Annotated in this window: 17 protein-coding genes and 1 pseudogene; 8 read left to right on the forward strand and 10 right to left on the reverse strand. The window is 75.5% G+C overall.

What is annotated here, in order from left to right:
- Positions 1–287: 287 nt before the first annotated feature.
- The gene (locus tag ABZY13_RS26710) at positions 288–1106 is read right to left on the reverse strand and encodes a putative protein N(5)-glutamine methyltransferase (protein ID WP_356635050.1); all 819 of its coding nucleotides are present in this window, start codon (positions 1104–1106) and stop codon (positions 288–290) included.
- A 244-nt stretch (positions 1107–1350) separates the two neighbouring features.
- On the opposite strand from ABZY13_RS26710, the gene ABZY13_RS26715 reads away from it, so the two are divergent.
- The 6 genes from ABZY13_RS26715 (at position 1351) to ABZY13_RS26740 (ending at position 6644) form a co-directional block, all read left to right on the forward strand.
- Positions 1351–1956, forward strand: coding sequence for a sulfite oxidase-like oxidoreductase (locus ABZY13_RS26715; protein WP_356635052.1), 606 nt, complete (start codon positions 1351–1353; stop codon positions 1954–1956).
- Entirely contained in the window at positions 1949–2713 is a 765-nt protein-coding gene (locus tag ABZY13_RS26720; RefSeq protein ID WP_356635054.1) for a ferredoxin reductase, read from the forward strand. The genes ABZY13_RS26715 and ABZY13_RS26720 overlap by 8 nt, the downstream gene beginning before the upstream one ends.
- A gap of 459 nt (positions 2714–3172) precedes the next feature.
- On the forward strand, positions 3173–3388 hold the full coding sequence (locus ABZY13_RS26725) for a hypothetical protein (RefSeq protein ID WP_356635056.1): 216 nt from the start codon (positions 3173–3175) through the stop codon (positions 3386–3388).
- A gap of 102 nt (positions 3389–3490) precedes the next feature.
- On the forward strand, positions 3491–4459 hold the full coding sequence (locus ABZY13_RS26730; protein WP_356635058.1) for an acetylxylan esterase: 969 nt from the start codon (positions 3491–3493) through the stop codon (positions 4457–4459).
- Between the two features lie 157 nt (positions 4460–4616).
- Positions 4617–5783: a serine hydrolase domain-containing protein gene (locus ABZY13_RS26735; RefSeq protein WP_356635060.1), complete on the forward strand. Its 1167-nt coding sequence runs from the start codon at positions 4617–4619 to the stop codon at positions 5781–5783.
- A 129-nt stretch (positions 5784–5912) separates the two neighbouring features.
- The gene (locus ABZY13_RS26740) at positions 5913–6644 is read left to right on the forward strand and encodes a GntR family transcriptional regulator (RefSeq protein WP_356635062.1); all 732 of its coding nucleotides are present in this window, start codon (positions 5913–5915) and stop codon (positions 6642–6644) included.
- Here the strand turns inward: ABZY13_RS26740 and ABZY13_RS26745 are convergent.
- Positions 6622–7386, reverse strand: coding sequence for a class I SAM-dependent methyltransferase (locus ABZY13_RS26745; protein WP_356635064.1), 765 nt, complete (start codon positions 7384–7386; stop codon positions 6622–6624). The genes ABZY13_RS26740 and ABZY13_RS26745 overlap by 23 nt on opposite strands.
- Before the next feature lie 373 nt (positions 7387–7759).
- Here ABZY13_RS26745 and rho point away from each other — a divergent pair, with 373 nt between their 5' ends.
- Positions 7760–8905, forward strand: a complete 1146-nt coding sequence (gene rho, locus ABZY13_RS26750; RefSeq protein WP_356635066.1) for a transcription termination factor Rho — start codon at positions 7760–7762, stop codon at positions 8903–8905.
- A 234-nt stretch (positions 8906–9139) separates the two neighbouring features.
- Positions 9140–9886, forward strand: a pseudogene (locus tag ABZY13_RS26755) (serine hydrolase); the annotation flags it as partial.
- Positions 9887–9924: 38 nt separating this feature from the next.
- On the opposite strand, the gene ABZY13_RS26760 reads toward ABZY13_RS26755, so the two are convergent.
- The 8 genes from ABZY13_RS26760 to ABZY13_RS26795 form a co-directional block, all read right to left on the reverse strand.
- The gene (locus ABZY13_RS26760; protein ID WP_356635068.1) at positions 9925–11286 is read right to left on the reverse strand and encodes a glycosyltransferase 87 family protein; all 1362 of its coding nucleotides are present in this window, start codon (positions 11284–11286) and stop codon (positions 9925–9927) included.
- Positions 11283–12677, reverse strand: a complete 1395-nt coding sequence (mptB, locus tag ABZY13_RS26765) for a polyprenol phosphomannose-dependent alpha 1,6 mannosyltransferase MptB (protein WP_356635070.1) — start codon at positions 12675–12677, stop codon at positions 11283–11285. The genes ABZY13_RS26760 and mptB overlap by 4 nt, the downstream gene beginning before the upstream one ends.
- Positions 12678–12830: 153 nt before the next feature.
- On the reverse strand, positions 12831–13847 hold the full coding sequence (locus ABZY13_RS26770; RefSeq protein ID WP_356635072.1) for an asparaginase: 1017 nt from the start codon (positions 13845–13847) through the stop codon (positions 12831–12833).
- 11 nt (positions 13848–13858) lie between these two features.
- Positions 13859–14671, reverse strand: coding sequence for an FCD domain-containing protein (locus ABZY13_RS26775; protein ID WP_356635074.1), 813 nt, complete (start codon positions 14669–14671; stop codon positions 13859–13861).
- Between the two features lie 496 nt (positions 14672–15167).
- Entirely contained in the window at positions 15168–15542 is a 375-nt protein-coding gene (crcB, locus tag ABZY13_RS26780) for a fluoride efflux transporter CrcB (protein ID WP_356635076.1), read from the reverse strand.
- Positions 15539–15898: a DUF190 domain-containing protein gene (locus ABZY13_RS26785; RefSeq protein WP_356635078.1), complete on the reverse strand. Its 360-nt coding sequence runs from the start codon at positions 15896–15898 to the stop codon at positions 15539–15541. Before ABZY13_RS26785 ends, crcB (ABZY13_RS26780) begins: the two co-directional genes overlap by 4 nt.
- Entirely contained in the window at positions 15895–16356 is a 462-nt protein-coding gene (gene crcB / locus ABZY13_RS26790; RefSeq protein ID WP_356635080.1) for a fluoride efflux transporter CrcB, read from the reverse strand. The genes ABZY13_RS26785 and crcB (ABZY13_RS26790) overlap by 4 nt, the downstream gene beginning before the upstream one ends.
- Before the next feature lie 177 nt (positions 16357–16533).
- The gene (locus ABZY13_RS26795) at positions 16534–18096 is read right to left on the reverse strand and encodes an arabinogalactan endo-1,4-beta-galactosidase (RefSeq protein ID WP_356635082.1); all 1563 of its coding nucleotides are present in this window, start codon (positions 18094–18096) and stop codon (positions 16534–16536) included.
- Positions 18097–18147: the final 51 nt, after the last annotated feature.

The following is an 18147-nucleotide window of genomic DNA, read 5'->3' on the forward strand; positions in this document are numbered from 1 at the left end:
CGGCTCCCCCCGGGGGGGCGGGCCCGGGGGGGGGCGCCCCGGGGGGGGGGGGGGGGCCCCCCCGCCCCCCCCCCCCCCCCCCCCCCCCCACGGCCCGGGCAGCCCGGCCGGGCCGCCACGCCCCGCGCCCGCTGCTCGCAGGGCCGGGGCCGGGCGCAGCACGCCCGTGTCGCCCCCCGAGGGCCCGGCAGCCCCGGCCCGGCCCACGGTCGGTCGCCGGCCGTCCTGCGTCCGCCCGCGCCTCCGGCGGACTGCGAGCGGCCCGTGATCCCTCGCTGTCCTCCCGCTCAGCCGCCCGCCCCCTTCCGCCCGCTCACCACATGCGCGTACAGCTCCTCCGAGACCGCCAGGCGCGGGGTCAGCCCCGCCCGGGCGAAGGCGTCCAGCACCGCCGGGGCCTGCCGTTCGCCGGTCTCCGTCAGGAGGCAGCCACCGGGGGCGAGCCAGGCCGCGGCGTCCGAGGCCACGCGGCGGAGCACGTCGAGGCCGTCGGCGCCGCCGTCGAGGGCGGTGAGCGGCTCGTGCTCGCGGGCCTCGGCGGGCAGCAGGCCGACCTCGGCCGTGGGGACGTAGGGCACGTTCGCCGCGAGGATGCCGACGCGCCCGCGCAGCTCGCCGGGGAGCGCCTCGTACAGGTCGCCCCGGTGCACCCGTCCTCCGTGCCCGGCGATGTTGCGGCGGGCGCACTCGACCGCGACGGGGTCGATGTCGGCGGCGTGGAGTTCGACGGGGCCGAGCGCGGCGGCCAAGGCGGCGCCCACCGCTCCGGAGCCGCAGCACAGGTCGACGACGACGGAGGCGTCCGGGGCGAGGGCCAGGGCCTGCTCGACGAGGAACTCGGTGCGGCGGCGGGGCACGAAGACGCCGGGCTCCACGGTGATCCTCAGCCCCCGGAACTCGGCCCAGCCGATGACGAGTTCGAGCGGCAGCCCGGCGCCGCGGCGGGCCGTCATGGCGGCGGCCTCGTCCGGGGTGCGGGCGGCGGAGAGGATCAGCTCGGCCTCGTCGTCGGCGAAGACGCAGCCGGCGGCGCGCAGTGCGGCGGCCACCGAGGCACGGCAGGAGGGCGAGGTGGAGGGGGGAGAGGGTGACGAAGTGAGGGACATGCAGCCGAAGGCCTTCCGGAATCCGAAGGGCGCTCCCGCGGTCGCCTACTGCCGGCGACCCGCGCCGTCGCGAGGGGAGAGCACCCGACCTGACACAGCGGTAACGGGACTCACCTCCTCGGTTCCTGCGGCCGGGACCGACCACGGCCGGCGGCCACCCTATCCCAGCGGGACGCCGCCGCGGGCGGTCGCCCCACCGCCCGTTACGGTTGAAGGAGTAACCACCGCTGGAGGCACCGCCCGCATGAACGTCACCCGAGGCTTCACCGGGCGCCCGCGCGTCCACGACCCGGGGCTGCCGCCCGGGCAGTACGACGCGGGCGACGACTGGCCCGTCCTGTCCGCCGAGGTCACTCCCGAGCTGGCGCCCGCCGACTGGACGTTCCGCGTCGACGGCCTGGTCGAACAGGAGCGCACCTGGGACTGGGCGCAGGCGCACGAGCTGCCCGCGTCGGCGTACGAGGGGGCCATCCACTGCGTGACGAGCTGGTCGAAGTTCGGCGTCCGCTTCGGCGGCGTGTCCCTGGACGCCTTCCTGGACCGGGTCCGCCCGCTCCCGGAGGCGACCCACGCCGTCGCCTACTCCCACACCGGCTACACCACCAACCTGCCGCTGGCCGACCTCACCGGCGGCCGGGCCTGGATCGTCTGGGAGTACGACGGCCGGCCGCTCGCCCCGGAGCACGGCGGCCCGGCGCGGCTGCTGGTGCCGCACCTGTACTTCTGGAAGAGCGCCAAGTGGATCGCGGGCCTGCGCGTCCTCGACCACGACGAGCCGGGCTTCTGGGAGCAGAACGGCTACCACGCGCGCGGCAACCCCTGGGAGGAGCAGCGGTACTCCGGTGACTGACACGACAGCGGCCTTCACGCCGCCGACCCGGTTCGCGGTGCCCGGCCGCATCGCGGTGAGCAACGCCACGGCGAACGTCTGGCAGCCCGCCACCCTCACGGAGATCCGCCGCGAGACCCCGCGCGTGGCCACGTTCCGGCTCGCCGTGCCCGGCTGGGCGGGGCATGTGCCCGGTCAGCACCTGCTGCTGCGGCTGACCGCCGAGGACGGCTACACCGCCCAGCGCCACTACTCCCTCGCGTCCGCGCCCGACGACTCCGGGCACGTCGAGCTGACCCTGGACCACGTCGAGGGCGGCGAGGTCTCCGGCTGGTTCCACACCCTGGCCCGGCCCGGGGACCGCCTGGAGGTGCGCGGCCCGGTGAGCGGCTTCTTCGCCTGGCCCGGCGACCGGCCCGCACTGCTGATCGGCGGCGGCTCCGGCGTCGTACCGCTGATGTCGATGGTCCGGCACCACCGGGCGCGCGCCCTGTCCGTGCCGCTGCGGCTGCTGGTGTCCGCGCGCAGCCCACAGGACCTGATCTTCGCGCGCGAGTACGGCGCGGAGACCACACCCGTGTTCACGCGCTCGGCCCCGCCGGGCGTGCCGGTGGGGAGGCTGGCGGCCTCGCACCTCGCGCCGCTGCTGGCCGAGCCGCCGGCCGGCGGGTGGGAGGCGTACGTGTGCGGGTCCGACGCGTTCGCCGAGCACGCCTCCCGGCTGCTGGTCGCGGCCGGCCAGCCGGTGGACCGCATCCGCGTCGAACGCTTCGGCTGAACACCCCCGAAGCGCCTTCCGCGCCCGTGCAGGAAGCCTCCTCGACGGGGTACGAGGTCGTGTGGCACTCGTACGCGCGGCGAGGAGGCGGCGGATGCGGACCCTGGCGCCCGGCCGGCGTCGGCGGCCCAACCCCCTGCGCCGCCGGTCGGAGGTCGTCGAGGCGTGGACGGTCCTGGCCGTGGCCGTTGCGCTGTTCCTCTGCGCCCCGTGGGCCGGGGCGGCGGTCGGCCGGTGGGCGTACGGCGACGCCCGGGCACATGCGGCGGCCCAGCGGGCGGAGCGGCAGCGGGTCACCGCCGAGGTGACCGGCTGCGCACCCGAGACGCTGCCGCTGTCGCACGGCGGCCCGGGGTACGCCTACCGGGCGACCGTGCGCTGGACGGAGCCCGGCGGTGGCGCCCGGACGGGCGAGGCGCGGGTCCCGGCGGGCACCCGCGCGGGCGACCGGGCCGACGTGTGGTTCGACGCGCGGGCCGCGCGGTGCCGCCGCCCGCGGACGCGGCGGCGGTCTGGCGGCACACCCTGTGCCTGGCCCTCGCCACGACGGGGGGAACGGTCCTCGTCGTCCTGCTCGTCCACGCCGCCGTGCGCCGGGCGGCGGACCGGCGTCGCCTGCGGGAATGGGATCGCGACTGGGCCCGCGTCGAGCCGGGCTGGTCGCGCAGGGTCTGAGCCGCCGGTCCGCTCACCAGGTGGTCGGCTCTGGCGATCGATCACGGCGGACACGTACGGTGTGATCATTACCAGCTCTCCTGCGCAACAAGGCGGTCGCCCATGGCCCTGTTCGATCTCCCGCTCGACGAACTGCGCGAGTACCGCAGCGACTCCACGGAGCCCGAGGACTTCGACGCCTTCTGGTCCAAGACGCTCCAGGAGGCCCGCTCGTTCGACCTGGACGCCCGGTTCGAACCCGTCGACACGGGCCTGTCCACGGTGCGGGTCTTCGACGTGACGTTCGCCGGTTACGGCGGCCACCCGGTGAAGGGCTGGCTGCGGCTGCCCGCCGGGGCCGAGGAACCGCTGCCGCTCGTCGTGGAGTTCGTCGGCTATGGCGGCGGGCGCGGGCTGCCGCACGAACACCTGCTGTGGGCGTCGACGGGCCGGGCTCACTTCATGATGGACACCCGCGGCCAGGGCAGCGCCTGGGGCGGCGGTGGCGGCACCCCCGACCCGGTCGGCGGCGCCCCCTCCTACCCCGGTTTCATGACGCGCGGCATCGACGCGCCCGAGAACTACTACTACCGGCGGGTGTTCACGGACGCGGTGCGCGCGGTGGAGGCGGCCCGCTCGCACCCCCTGGCCGACGCGTCCCGCACGGTTGCGCTCGGCGCGAGCCAGGGCGGCGGCATCTCGATCGCGGTCGGCGGGCTCGTCCCCGACCTGACCGCCGTCCTGCCGGACGTGCCGTTCCTGTGCGACTTCCCGCGCGCGACGACGACGACCGACCGCCACCCGTACCGGGAGGTCGGCCTCTACCTCAAGACGCACCGGGGCCGCACCGCGGAGGTGCAGCGCACCCTGTCGTACTTCGACGGCGTGCACTTCGCCGCGCGCGGCCGGGCGCCCGCCCTGTTCTCGGCGGCGCTGGAGGACCAGACCTGCCCGCCGTCCACGGTCTTCGCCGCCTTCAACGCCTGGGCGCACGAGGAGAAGGCGATCGAGGTGTACGAGTTCAACGACCACGAGGGCGGTGGCCCCTTCCAGGAGGCCGCGCGGATGCGCTGGCTGCGGTCGTACATCTGACCGCCGCGGATCCCGCGGGGCGCCCCCGGCCGGCCGGTCCCGGGGCGTCCGCCCACTTCCCTCCAGTCCGACCAGTCGGTACGTTCGGTGCGCCCGGTGCGCGCCACGGCGGACCGGTGCGGCCGACGGACGGCGGACGAGAGACGAGGGAGGGGCCGTGTCCGAGCGCGAACCGGTCATCGAGGGCCACTGCGACAGCCGTTTCGCTGCGGTGCGCGAGGCGTTCGAGGAGAACTTCCGCCAGCGGGACGAGCTGGGCGCGGCGGTCGCCGTCACGGTCGACGGGGTGACGGTGGCCGACCTGTGGGGCGGCTGGGCCGACCGGGGGCGCACCCGTGCCTGGGAACGCGACACGCCGGTCAACGTGTGGTCGACGTCGAAGGGGCCGACGGCGCTGTGCGCGCACATCCTGGCCGACCGGGGGCTGCTCGACCTCGACGCGCCGGTGGCGGCGTACTGGCCCGAGTTCGCGGCGGCCGGCAAGGAGAGGGTGCTCGTACGGCATCTGCTGTCGCACCGCGCCGGGCTGGCCGGGCTGCGGGAACCGCACTCGTTCGCCGACCTGTGCGACTGGGAGACCACGACGGCCCGACTGGCGGCGACGGAGCCCTGGTGGGAGCCGGGGACGCGGTCGGGGTACCACGCGCTCACCTACGGTCACCTGGTCGGCGAGGTGGTGCGGCGGATCTCCGGGCTGCTGCCGGGCGCGTTCCTGGCGCGGGAGGTGACCGGGCCGCTCGGCGTCGACTTCACCATCGGCCTGCCGGAGAAGGATGCGGGCCGGGTCGCGGAGCTGGAGCACCGGCGCTCACCGGCAAGCGACGAACGGGCGGCGGCCTACGGGCAGTTGCCGCCCGTCGCGCTCGCCGCACTGGCCAACCCCCCGGTGGGCGCCGCGGAGGCCAACACGGCACGGTGGCGGGCCGCCGAGATACCGGCCGCCAACGGCCACGGCACGGCACGGGCCGTGGCCGCGCTGTACGGCGTCTTCGCGGGTCGCGGCACGCACGACGGGCGCCGGATCCTGTCCCCGGAGGCGGCCGAGCGGGTGCGCGAGGGGCAGGGCAGCTGCCGCGACCTGGTGCTGGGCGCCGGACTCGCGCACGAGACCGAGATCGGGCTCGGCCTGTGGCTGAGCGGGCCGCACGGCTCCTACGGGCCCAATCCGCGAGCTTTCGGCCACGACGGGTTCGGCGGCTCCTGCGGGCTCGCCGACCCGGAGGCGGGGGTGTCGCTGGGGTACACGATGAACCGCATGGGCCCGCACATCGCCGACGACCCCCGCAAAATGGCGCTGGTGGAGGCCGTCTACAGCGCCCTGTGACGACCGGCGGGACCGCGCTGTTTCGGCCGAACCGCCGGACCCGGCTTCCGCAGTGGTTTAGACCAATGATAGGTCTAGTGGCGCAATGAGCCCGCACGGCTACGGCACGTCACCACAGGAGGGCCCGGCATGGCCCGCACCACCCCGTCCCCCCGCTCACCCGTCTACTGGCGGATCGCCCGGCAACTGCTGGGCGACCTGCGGGACGGCACCATCCCGCCCGGTGAACGCCTCCCTGGCGAACGGCAGTTGGCGGAGCACTTCGAGGTCAGCCGGACGACCGTCCGGCAGGCGCTCCAGGTGCTGCGCCGCGACGGCCTGCTGACCACCGACCGGCGCGGCACCCACGCCGTGCTGTCCGGGCCGCCGCTCGAACGCCCGGCGTCGCTCGCCTTCCCGGTCGGCGCGCGGACCGGCGGAGAGCAGCGGGCCGTCGACCGGGCCACCGTCACCTGGGAGACGCCTCCGCCGGAGCACGCCCAGGCCCTGCGACTGGCCCCGCGCAGAGCGACGCTGATGCACCGTTACGAGTCGTCCGCCGCCGACGGCCGCGGGCGCCGCAGGGCGGTGACCTCGTTCTCGGCAGTGGCCCTCGCCGAGGTGGAGGAGCTGGGCCGCTACCGCGACCGCGCCGGCGGCACCGCCTCGGCCCAACTGCACCGCGCCTACGACTGGATGCGCGCGGCGGGCCTGACCCTGCGCCACCGCGACGCCATCACTCCGCTGCCCTGCGCCGGGGCCGTGCGGGTCACCCGCCTGGTGCACGACCAGTACGACCGCCCGCTGGAGATCACCGACCTGGTGGTGGACGCCCAGCGGGACGCGCTGGTCTACGAGTTCACAATGCCCGCCCCGCACTGACCGCGCCGCCCGGCTCCGGCCGGCGGCGCGCCTCCACCATCCGCGCCCGCGGGCTGCCGTCGGGCCGCCGCCCGGACTCGGGCAGCGCGTGCAGCCGCACGTCGAACCCGGCGCGCTCCAACTCCCGCACCATGACGTCGAACCGGAGGGCCCGGTAGTACATGACGAACGGGGGGCGCCACACGGCGTTGCGCACCCGCATCACCGCGTCGAAGCCCAACAGCGTCCAGTACCCGCGCGAGAACGTGCGGGGCGGTGCGGCCACCGGGAAGGCGAAGCAGCCGCCCGGACGGAGCACGGCGCGCACGCCGGCGAACAGTCCCGGCAGCTCGCGCGGCAGGAAGTGCCCGAACGCCCCGAAACTGACGACCAGATCGAACGAGGCGGAGAAGGGCAGCGCACGGGCGTCCGCCCGCACCCAGGAGACCTCCGGTCCCCCGGCCGACGGCGGACGTTCCCGGGCGACGGCCAGCATGCCCTCGCTGAAGTCGACGCCCGTGACCCTGCGCCGGCACACCCGCGCCAGCACGTCCAGCCCCGCCCCCGTGCCGCAGCACAGGTCGAGGCCGGAGTCGAACGGGCCGGTCCGGCCGAGCGCCGCGGCGACGGCGTCGAGCACCGTGTCGGGCGTACGGAAGGGCGTGTGGTCGAACTTCGGCGCGAGCAGGTCGTAGCCGCGCTGCACGGACGACAGCGCCTGCACGGCGAGTTCACGGACACTGGGACCCTCGGGGCTGAACACCGGCGTCAGCTTAGGGCCTCCCGCTCGGATCAGGCCGCAGACGCGGGGCCCGGCAGGCGAGAGGCGCACATCACAGCGGCGGTCGGCGGACGTGTGCTAGCGTGCAGGCAGCACTTGTGTACGCCACGTCAAAGGCGCCGGTGCCATTCTCTCCCCCCAGCCCCACCGTCCGCGTTTCCGGCCGGTGCAGTGGCTTCCCCGCACAGGCGCTCCACGCGCCCGGTGCCTCTCCACGCCGCCCCGGAGGCAAGCCGTACGGACGTGCACCGCACCGTACGCGCGGTGCGCAGCCTCCCGCTCTCGCGGCCGCTCCCCCATCGCATCCCGCACTTCGCGTCTCTCGCGCCCTCCGTCCTCGAAAGGACCGACCCTCGTGACCACCACACTCGAACGCCCTCCCGTCCAGCAGACGCCCGCCGCCCGGGCCGTCGGCGGCCTCCTCGAGATCGACGCCGCCGGCAAGGGCCGGCTGCGGGCGGCGGACCTGATCCCCACGGCCGAGGACCCCCAGCTCCCGGCGGCGCTGATCCGCCGCCACGGCCTGCGCGCCGGCGACCTCGTCGAAGGCCTGCGCACCGGGCGCGACGGCGCCCTGACCGAGGTCGGGCACGTCAACGGCCGCCCGCACCACGAGCTGCGCGGCCGTCGCCACTTCCGCGACCTCACCCCGCTGCACCCGCGTGAGCGGCTGCGCCTCGAACACCCCGCCGCGGGCCTCGCCGGCCGCGTCACCGACCTCTTCGCCCCCGTGGGCAAGGGGCAGCGAGGACTCGTCGTGGCCCCGCCCAAGACCGGCAAGACCGTCCTGCTCCAGCAGATCGCCGCGGCCGTCGCCGGCAACCACCCCGAGTGCCGGCTGATGGTGGTGCTCCTCGACGAACGGCCCGAGGAGGTCACCGACATGCGGCGCTCGGTGCGCGGCGAGGTGTACGCCTCGACCTTCGACCGCACGCCCAAGCAGCACACCGCCCTCGCCGACCTCGTGATCGAGCGCGCCAAGCGGCTGGTGGAGGCCGGGGAGGACGTCGTGATCCTCTTCGACTCCCTGACCCGGCTGTGCCGCGCGCACAACAACGCCGCCGCGTCCGGCGGCCGTACCCTCAGCGGCGGCGTCGACGCGGCGGCGCTGACCGGTCCGAAGCGGTTCTTCGGCGCCGCGCGCCTGGCCGAGGAGGGCGGCTCGCTGACCATCCTCGCCACCGCCCTGGTCGAGACCGGCTCCCGCGCCGACGAGTTCTTCTTCGAGGAGCTCAAGGGCACCGGCAACATGGAGCTGCGGCTCAGCCGCGAACTCGCCTCCCGCCGGGTCTTCCCCGCCGTCGACCTGACCGGCTCCGGCACCCGCCGCGAGGAGCTGCTGCTCACCCCGGCCGAGTCGGCCGCCGTGCGCGGTCTGCGCCGCGCGCTGCACGGCCGCGACGGCGAGTCGACCCTGGAGACGCTGCTCCAGCGCCTGCGCGAGACCCCCGACAACGCGGCCTTCCTGCGCCGCGTCCAGCCGACGCTGCCCACGGCCTGACGGCGACACGCCGATTCCGGTACGGCATCCGGGTGCACGCGCCCGGTCCTCGGCCCGGGCAGCGGGGCGCGGATGCCACCCCTTCCTAGCGTGATCCGTATGACGATCGGATTCTCTTCCCGGGTGGCCATGGCGGGATGCGGCCTCTGCCTGACGGGCGCCCTCGCCCTCGCGCCCGCCGCGGCGGCCACCCACGCCGGTGCGGACCCCGGCGCGCCGGGCGGCTCCCGGATGATGGCGCCGCGCCCCGCGCTGCTGTACCGCGCCGGCACACAGGTGCGGCCCCGGCCCGGGGCCCCCGTGGTGCCGAACGTCACCGCGCGAGCCTGGCTGGTCGCCGACGCCGACAGCGGCGAGGTGCTCGCCGCACGCGACGCGCACCGCAGACTGCCGCCCGCGAGCACCCTCAAGACGCTGTTCGCCCTCACGCTGCTGCCGTCCCTGCCCGCCGGCGTCCAGCACCGCGTCACCGGCAGCGACCTGGCCGGCATCGGCCCGGGCAGCAGCCTCGTCGGCGTCGCCGAGGGCGGCATCTACCGGGTCTCCGATCTGTGGCGCGGGGTGTTCCTCAGCTCCGGCAACGACGCCGTGCGCGTCCTGGCCGGGCTGAACGGCGGCTGGCGCGCCACGGCCGCCCGGATGCAGGCCAAGGCCCGCGCCCTGGGCGCCCACGACACCCGGGTCGTCTCCCCCGACGGCTACGACGCGCCGGGCCAGGTCTCCTCGGCGTACGACCTGGCCGTCTTCGGCCGCGCGGGGCTGCGCAACCCCGACTTCGCGCACTACTGCGCCACCGTCGAGGCCGGCTTCCCCGGCCCGGGCGGGACGACCTTCGGCATCCGCAACACCAACCGGCTGCTGACCGGCAGCGCCGGCCTGCCCCGCTACCCCGGCCTGATCGGCGTCAAGAACGGTTACACGAGCCGCGCCGGCCACACCCTCGTCGCCGCGGCCCGCCGGGGCGGGCGGACCCTCCTCGTCACCGTGCTCGACCCGCGCCGGGCCGGCGGTCTCGCCGTCTACGAGGAGGCGCGGTCGCTGCTCGACTGGGGCTTCGGCGCGACCGGGTTCGTCGATCCGGTGGGCTCGCTGGACGGTCTGCGCAGCGCCCCCCGTCCCGGGCCGGAGCCGCCGCCCGAGCCCGTGCCCGCCGTCGCTGCGGCCGCCCCGGAGGACGAGCCGGTGGTCGCGACGGCCGCGATCGCCGCGGCCGCCTGCCTCGGCGCGGTCGCCGCGGCCGTGCTGGTGCGCCGGTTCCGGAAGGACAGGGCGGCGGTCTGACCGGCCGGCAGCCACAGCAGCAGGCCGAGCGTGATCCAGGCGTAGGTGTTCGCGCCGAGGAACCCGTCGACGCCCGAGGCGTCGTCGAACCACAGCCAGACCACGCTGGTGCACAGCACCGCGTACAGCGCCGCCGCCACCCGCGGCTGCCCGGCCCGCACCAGCAGCACGAACGAGGGCAGCAGCCACACCAGGTGGTGCACCCACGTGATCGGGCTGACCAGGCAGGCCGTCAGTCCGGTCAGCGCGAAGGCGGCGTACCAGTCCCCGGCCGCGACGGCCCGGCGGGCCCGCCACGCCCACACGAGCAGCACCGTCAGGGCGACCGACGCCCACGCCGCGTGGCCCTCCACGTCCAGCCGGGCCAGCACGCCCTGCAGCGACTGGTTGGAGACGTAGTCCAGCCGGCCCACCCGGGTGGTGTCCCACATGGCGTGCGTCCAGTAGAAGCGCGAGGCGTCCGGCGCGATCAGCGCGGCCAGGCCCGTCGCCCCGGCGGCGACGCCGGTGGCGAGCGCGGCGGCCCGCCGCCGGCCGGCGAGCAGCAGCAGGCCGATGAAGAGCGCGGGCGTGAGCTTGATCGCGGCGGCCAGGCCGATGCCGATCCCCGCCCACCGGCCGCGTCCGGTGCTCAGCAGCCAGGCGTCGACCAGGACCAGGGCCAGCAGCAGGACGTTGACCTGCCCGAAGCTGAAGGTGTCGCGCAGCGGTTCGTACAGCGCGAGCGCGCAGGCGGCCAGGGCGCAGCCGTACCATCCGTGGCGCTTCCAGGCCCGCCCGGTGAGGACCCGCAGCGAGACGGCGAGCGCCGTCAGGTTCAGCAGCAGCGACATCACGACGGCCGCGGTCATCCCGACGAGCGCCATGGGCAGCATGGCGACGGCGGCGAACGGCGGATAGGTGAAGCCGTACACGGTGCCGGGCACCCGGTAGTCGTAGATGCGTCCGCCGTCGTGGATCCAGGTGTGCACGGTGCCGTGGTAGACACGCAGGTCGAACCAGTCGCGCAGGAGCGGCACGGTCGCGGTGAACACCGTCACGGCGACCGCCGCGCACACGACGACCAGCAGCCGTCCCCGGTCGGTGGCGGGCGCTCTCATGCCGCCCGCCCGAGGGCCGGGGCCTGCGTCGCCTGGTGGGCCTGCCACAGGACGACCACGCCGAGCGCGCCGCCGCAGACCGCGAGGAGCAGCTGCCCGAGGTCGGCCGGGCCGCCGTGCGGCAGTACGGCGAGCGCGAGCACGCCCGTGACGGCCGCCACCCGGTGCCGCACCGAGGTGTCCGGAGCCGCCGCGGCGATCAGGAACAGCCCCCACAGCGCGTACCAGGGCCGTATCGCGGGACCGAACGCCGCCACCGCCGCGAGGCTCAGGCCGAGGGCGTAGACCGGGCGGGGACGCAGCCGCAGCCAGATGAGCAGCAGCAGGCCTGCGGTGACCGCCAGGCCGATCAGATGCCACACCGGCACGGCCAGCGGCGCGAGGTCGCTGCCGAGGCGTTCCAGGAGGGCGCCGGTGGCGCGGCCGAGGAGGCTGGTGAGCGCCCAGTTGTGCGGCGAGACGGGGGTGTTGAGGGCGGCGATCCAGCCATAGCCGGTGCCGGCGGCGGCCGTCGCGGCGACGGTGGTGGCGGCCGAGGCGAGGGCGGTCACCGCGATCGCCCGGGCGGGGCGGTGGCCGCCGCGCATGCGCAGGACGACGATCGCGGCGAGCCCGAGCACGGCGGGCGCCTTGACCAGGGCGGCGAGCGTGATCAGTACGGCGCCCAGGACCGGCCTGCCGCCGAGCGCCGCGACCAGGCCGACGCCGAGCAGGCCCAGCATCATGGCGTCGTTGTGGGCGCCGGCCACCAGGTGCAGCAGGACCAGCGGGTTCAGCGCGCCGAGCCACAGCGCGGCGGCCGGGTCGGCGCCGCAGTGCCGGGCCAGCCGCGGCAGGGCCGCCGCCATCAGGGCGACGCCCGCCAGCGCCAGCAGCCGCATCCCCATCAGGCCGGCCGGGAGTTCGCCGCTGGTCAGCCCGGACAGGGCGGAGGCCGCGGCCAGGAACACGGGGCCGTACGGGGCGGCGGTGTGCTGCCAGACGGGGGCGACCTCATCGGCGAGCGGGCCGCCGAGGGTGGACGGCCCGTGGGCGTAGACGTCCATCCGGGCCTCGACCATGGCGCCCTGCGCGAGATAGCTGTAGACGTCCCGGCTGAACAGCGGCGGGGCGAGCAGCAGCGGGGCGGCCCAGGTGGCCAGGACCAGCAGCAGGGCGCGCGGGGTGGGCGGTTGGGGGCCGCGGAGCAGCGGGCCGAGCAGCGCCCAGGCGGCGATCAGCAGGACGACGCCGAAGTAGACGCCGACCAGACCGAGGGCCGCGCCTGCCGAGGACGGGGAGAGCAGTTCCCGCACCGGGAGGGCTCCGGCCGTCTCGCCGCCCAGCGCGAGGCATGCGGTGCCGCCCAGTCCCAGGATCTGACAGCGGCGGAGATTGACGGAAGAAGCCATGGCCAACACTCGGTCAGCGTGTCAACGCCGGGTGGCCGGAAAACGACGGGTGCCCTTCCGGCCGTGGGCCGACGTGTTACCGGCGCGTGAGCGGCGCTCCTCCTGCGCAGGTGGGCCGCCGGTCCCCGCGGCCTGCCCGGCGCCGCGCCGTGTTCAGGCGCACGCGGAGACGGGCGGCGTCCCCAGCGCGGGCGCCGCGCGGACGGCGCCGACGGGCCGGCCGCCGCCGAGCAGCGGCTCGCCCGTGAACGGGGCGAGCCGCTCCGGGTCGACGCCGGCCCGGGCCAGTGCGGCGGCGACGACCGGGATCCGGGCGCGGGTGGCGCCGTCGGCGATCTTCACGGCGACGGCGCGGCCGTCGGGCAGGGCGGCGACCTGGACGCCCTCGTAGCCGTCCTTGGCGAGCAGCCCGGGGACGGCCCGCATCAGTTCGGCCACGTCCCGGCCGGCGCCGGAGGCCATCTCCGGGTGCTCGCGCACGGCGTCGGCGACCCGGGCCTCCGGGGTGCCGGGCGCGGCGGTGACGATCCGGGCGGCGGCGCGGGCGAGGCCGGTGAGGGAGATCGCGAACAGGGGCGCGCCGCAGCCGTCGATGCTCACCCGGGCGACGTGCTGCCCGGTGAGGTCCTCGACGGCCGCGGCGATCGCCTGCTGGAGGGGATGGGCGGGGTCGAGGTAGCCGTTGAGGGGCCAGCCGTTGACCACGCAGGTGTGCAGCATGGCGGCGTGCTTGCCGGAGCAGTTCTGGGCGAGGCGGGAAGGGGCTCGGCCCGCGCGCAGCCAGGCGTCGCGGACGGCCGGGCCGAGGGGCAGGTCCGCGACGTTGCCGAGGGCGTCCTCGGTGAGTCCGGCGAGGCGGAGGATGCGGCGGGCGGCATCGAGGTGGCGGTCCTCGCCGGAGTGGCTGGCGGCGGCGAGCGACAGCAGGGCACCGTCGAGCGGGAGTCCGGCGCGGACCATGGCGACGGCCTGGAGCGGCTTGACCGCCGAGCGCGGGTAGAAGGCGGCGTCGGCGTCCCCCAGCCGGAAGGCGGTGCCGCCGCCGGGTCCGAGGACGACGACGGACCCGTGGTGCACGCCCTCGACCATGCCACCGCGTATCACGTGGGCGACGGGGACGTGCCGGGGCTCGCGGACGGGGGGCGCCGCGGCGACGGAGTTGCTGTGCATGGCTGCCTGGTTCATTCGGGAGGGGTGGGGGCGGGACGGGTGGCGGGTTCGGGACGGGTGGCGGGTTCGGGACGGGTGGCGGGTTCGGGACGGGTGGCGGGTTCGGGACGGGTGGCGGGCGCGGGGGATGCGGAGCGCACGATGTCGGTGAGGGTCGTCTCGACCCGGTCGAGGTGGTGGGCCATGGCCGCGACGGCGTCCTGCTCGCTGCCGTCGGCGAGCGCCTCGACGATGGCACGGTGCTCGCGGTTGGACTGCTCGCGGCGCCCGCCGAGTTCGTTGAGGAACGCGGACTGGCGGGCGAGGGCGTCGCGGATCTCCTCGATGACGCGGCGGAAGACCGGGTTCTGCGCGGCCTCGGCGACGGCGAGGTGGAAGAGGGTGTCCATCGCGACCCACGCGATGGTGTCGGTCTCCCGTTCCATCCGCTCCAGCAAACGGGCGAGGTGGTCGAGGTTCTCCGGCGTGCGGCGCACGGCGGCGTATCCGGCGACGGGGATCTCGACGTGGCGGCGCACCTCCAGCAGGTGGCTGGCGGCGTAGTCGCCGAACGTGGGGTCGTCGACGCGGTCGGCGACGACGAAGGTGCCCTTGCCGGTCCTGGCGACCGTCAGCCCCAGGGCGCCGAGCGCGCGCAGCGCCTCGCGCAGCACGGGCCGGGACACCTCGAGGGTGCGGCACAGCTCCGCCTCGGAGGGCAGTCTGTCGCCGATGGCGTACTCGCCGCGCTCGATGGCGCCGCGGAGGTGGGTGAGCACCGCTTCCATCGCGCCGACGCGGCGTGGTGCGGGCAGTCCACCTGTCTGGCTGTCTGACAGGTTCACGGGAGCGATGGTCGGGCGCGGGCCGTGCGCCTGTCAAGCGGCGGTCGTGCGTCTCGGGCGGGTCGTGCATCGGCTCCGGGCCGTTCGCACGCTGCCGCCACTCGGCGTGACCGTCCCCCGCGGACGCTTCAGCCGGGACACGGCGCGGCAGGAGCCGCCCGCACGGGAACGGCCCTGCCCCCGGACCGTCTTCCCCCGGGGTCGGGCCCGGCTCTGTCCGGGAGCGGCGCTCTCGGCCCGGAGCGGCGCTCTCGGCCGGAGCGGCACTCTCGCCCCGGAGCGGCGCTCTCGCCTGGAGCAGCGTTCCCTCTACGGAGCAGTGCTCCCGCCCAAGAGCGGCGGAACGGTGCTCTCACCCCCGTGACCGGTGCTCCCACCCCGGAGCGGTGCTCCCACCCCGGAGCGGTGCTGCGTGACTGAGTGGTGGCGACATCGGGCGCTGCCGGTCAGCTGCTGCCCAGACCCGGACCGCTTTCCCCCGGGCCCTGCCCCGCCTTCAGCCCCACACCGCCCGCGCCACCGCCATCCCGGCGAAAGCGGCCGCGAGCGCCGCCGCCACGCTGCCGGCGACATTGAGCGCGGCGTACCCCCCGGCCCCGGTTTCGGCCAGCCGCAAGGTCTCGTAGGAGAAGGTCGAGTACGTGGTGAGCGCCCCGCACAGTCCGGTGCCGAGCAGCAGCATGAGGCGGGAGTCGGCCGCGCCGGCCGCCGCGGCGCCGGTCAGGAGGCCGAGGATCAGGCTGCCGGCGACGTTGACGGCGAAGGTGCCCCAGGGGAAGACGGAGTCGTGCCGGGACTGCACCGCGCGGTCGGTGAGATAGCGCAGCGGGGCGCCGACCATGGCGCCGGCGACGACCAGCAACCAGTTCATCGTCCGCCGCCTCTCCCCTCGCCCCGGGCCCGGTACTGGACGACCTCGCAGGGTTCGAGGGTGACCAGCCCGCCGCCGATCAGCCCGTCGAGCTGGGGCAGGAAGGCGCGGACGCGTTCTTCGGCGTCGACGATGACGACGGCCGCCGGCAGGTCCTCGCTGAGCGAGAGCAGCCGGGAGGTGTGGATGCGGGAGGACGCCCCGAAGCCCTCGACGCCCCGGAAGACGGAGGCGCCCGCGAGACCGGCCGCGTGGGCGCGGTGCACGATCTCGGTGTGGACGGGGCGGTGGTGCCAGGTGTCGCTCTCGGCAACGAGGACGGTCAGGCGCAGGGCGGGGCCGGCCGGTCGGGTCATGTCTGCCTCCGGGTCGGTGCGCGGCGGGCCGCCGTCGCCGCGAGCCACACCGCCGCCAGCGCCGCGAGCGGGGTCCCGGCGAGGCAGAGGAGGGCGGTGCCCGTGCGGCCCGTGTCGAACAGCTGCTGGACGTCGACGGCGTAGGTGGAGAAGGTGGTGAACCCGCCGAGCACTCCGGTGCCGAGGAACGGCCGGACCAGCGGGTGGGCCGTGCCCCGTTCGGTGACGGCGACCAGCAGCACGCCGATCGCCGCGCATCCGGCGGCGTTGACGCAGAAGGTCGCCCAGGGGAACCCGCCCTCGGGCGTGGGCCAGCACAGGCCGGCGGCGTACCGGGCGGCGGCCCCGATTCCGCCGCCGACGGAGACCACCGCGAGGACCGGCGCCCGGTCGCGCCACGCCGGAGGCCGTGCGGGGTGCCGCGCGGGCCTGTTCGTGGGAACGGGCCGGGCTGTCATGGTCGTACGTCTCCTACTGGGCCCCTGCCGCCGGGGGGTGATCGCGGCCGTGCCCAGGCTAGTACGGCCTCCCGGCGCGGGGCGCGGCGGGCGAGGGCCCGGGAACGCGGCGCCGGCCCGGCCGCGGGGTGCGTGCTCCCGCGGCCGGGCCGGTGTCCGCCGGTGCGGCTCAGTGGGTCAGCGGTGGCTGAACCACGCCGTCGCGGGCAGGGCCCGGTCGTCGTAGCCGAACAGGGCCTGGTTCTCCCAGCCGTTGCCGGAGGCGGGATCGGTGGGGTCCCAGCCGTTGCCGGTGCGGGCGGTCCAGGTGGCCTCCCAGTAGAAGACGCCGAGACCGCGGCCGTTCGGGACGGCCTCCACGATGCTCGCGATGTCCTTCATCCACTGCGTCTGCCCGGCCGTGGAGGCCGCGTAGCCGGGGACCAGTTCCTCGGCCAGGTCGATGATGTTCTCGTGGGCGTCCTCGCTGTCGAGCCGGAAGGGGTAGGCCGTCTCGGCGACGAAGACCGGCTTGCCGTAGCGGGCCGCGGCGTCGTCCAGCGTGGTCTGGAAGTCGTACAGGGTGCCGTGCCAGTAGCCGTAGTACGACAGTCCGATCGCGTCGAACTTCACGCCGTTGGCCACCGCGCTGTCGAACCACCAGCGGGTGCCGGTCAGGTCGCCGCCCTTGGCGAGGTGCAGCGCGACCGGCGTCGACGTGTTGACCGCCTTGACCGCGTCATAGCCGCTGTTGAGCAGTCCGGCGAGCTGTGCCCAGTTGCTGGTGGAGCCCTCGTTCCACAGCATGCCGCCGTTGATCTCGTTGCCGACCTGGACCATGTCGGCGGTGGTGCCCTGCGCCTTGAGGGCGTTCAGGACGTCGTAGGTGTGGTTGTAGACGTCCGCCTTGAGCTGGGTGTAGGTGTGGCCCGCCCAGGCGGCCGGCTTCGACTGGGCGCCGGGGTCGGCCCAGGTGTCCGAGTAGTGGAAGTCCACCAGCAGCTTCATGCCCTGCGCCTTGACCCGCTTGGCCATGGCGAGCACGCGCGCCTTGTTGTTGTAGCCGTCGGCGGGGTTCACCCAGACCTTCAGGCGCGCGTAGTTCATGCCGGACGACTTCAGGATGGCCAGGGCGTCGCCGGTGGTGCCCGAGGCGGTCTTGTAGACGCCGCCCTTGGCCTCGCTCTTGGGCAGGGAGGAGACGTCGGCGCCCTTGATCGTGGTGCCGGACGTGCCCGATGCGAAGGTCAGGTCGTCCACATTGATCCAGTTGCCGGCGTTCGCGTCACTGTTGACGCTGATGGTGCACTGGTTGGTGGTCACATTGACCGGCACGACGATCCTGATCCACCCACTGGACGAGACCGGGATGTCGGTGCGCTGCTCGGCGCCACCGCAGTTCTTCAGGGCTATGTAGGCCGACTTCTGGCCGCCGCCGGAGCGGACCCACGCGGTCAGCCTGTAGTTGCCGTTGGTGAGCCCCGACAGATACTGGTACGTCTCCACCTTGTAGGCGGTGGACGCCCAGTGGCTCAGCCGGTAGCCCCCGCTGCGGCCGCCGGACTCCGCGAAGGACGCGGCGGTCGAGCCGTACTCCGACCAGCCGCTCGGCGCGGCGGCGCCCGCGCCGTCGGCCTCGAACCCGCCGTTGGTGAGCGTGCTCGCGGCCTGAGCGCTCTGGGCGGGCAGGGTGGCGAGGGCGAGCCCGGCGGCCAGCGGCGGCAGCAGGGCCATGAGGGTGCGTCTGGGATGGAACTTCATCGTCCGTCGTCCCTTCGACGTGATGGGGATGAGAGTCGCCCCGTCCATGGC

The organism is Streptomyces sp. NPDC006610 (assembly GCF_040611575.1).
In the GTDB taxonomy this organism is placed as follows: Bacteria; Actinomycetota; Actinomycetes; order Streptomycetales; family Streptomycetaceae; genus Streptomyces.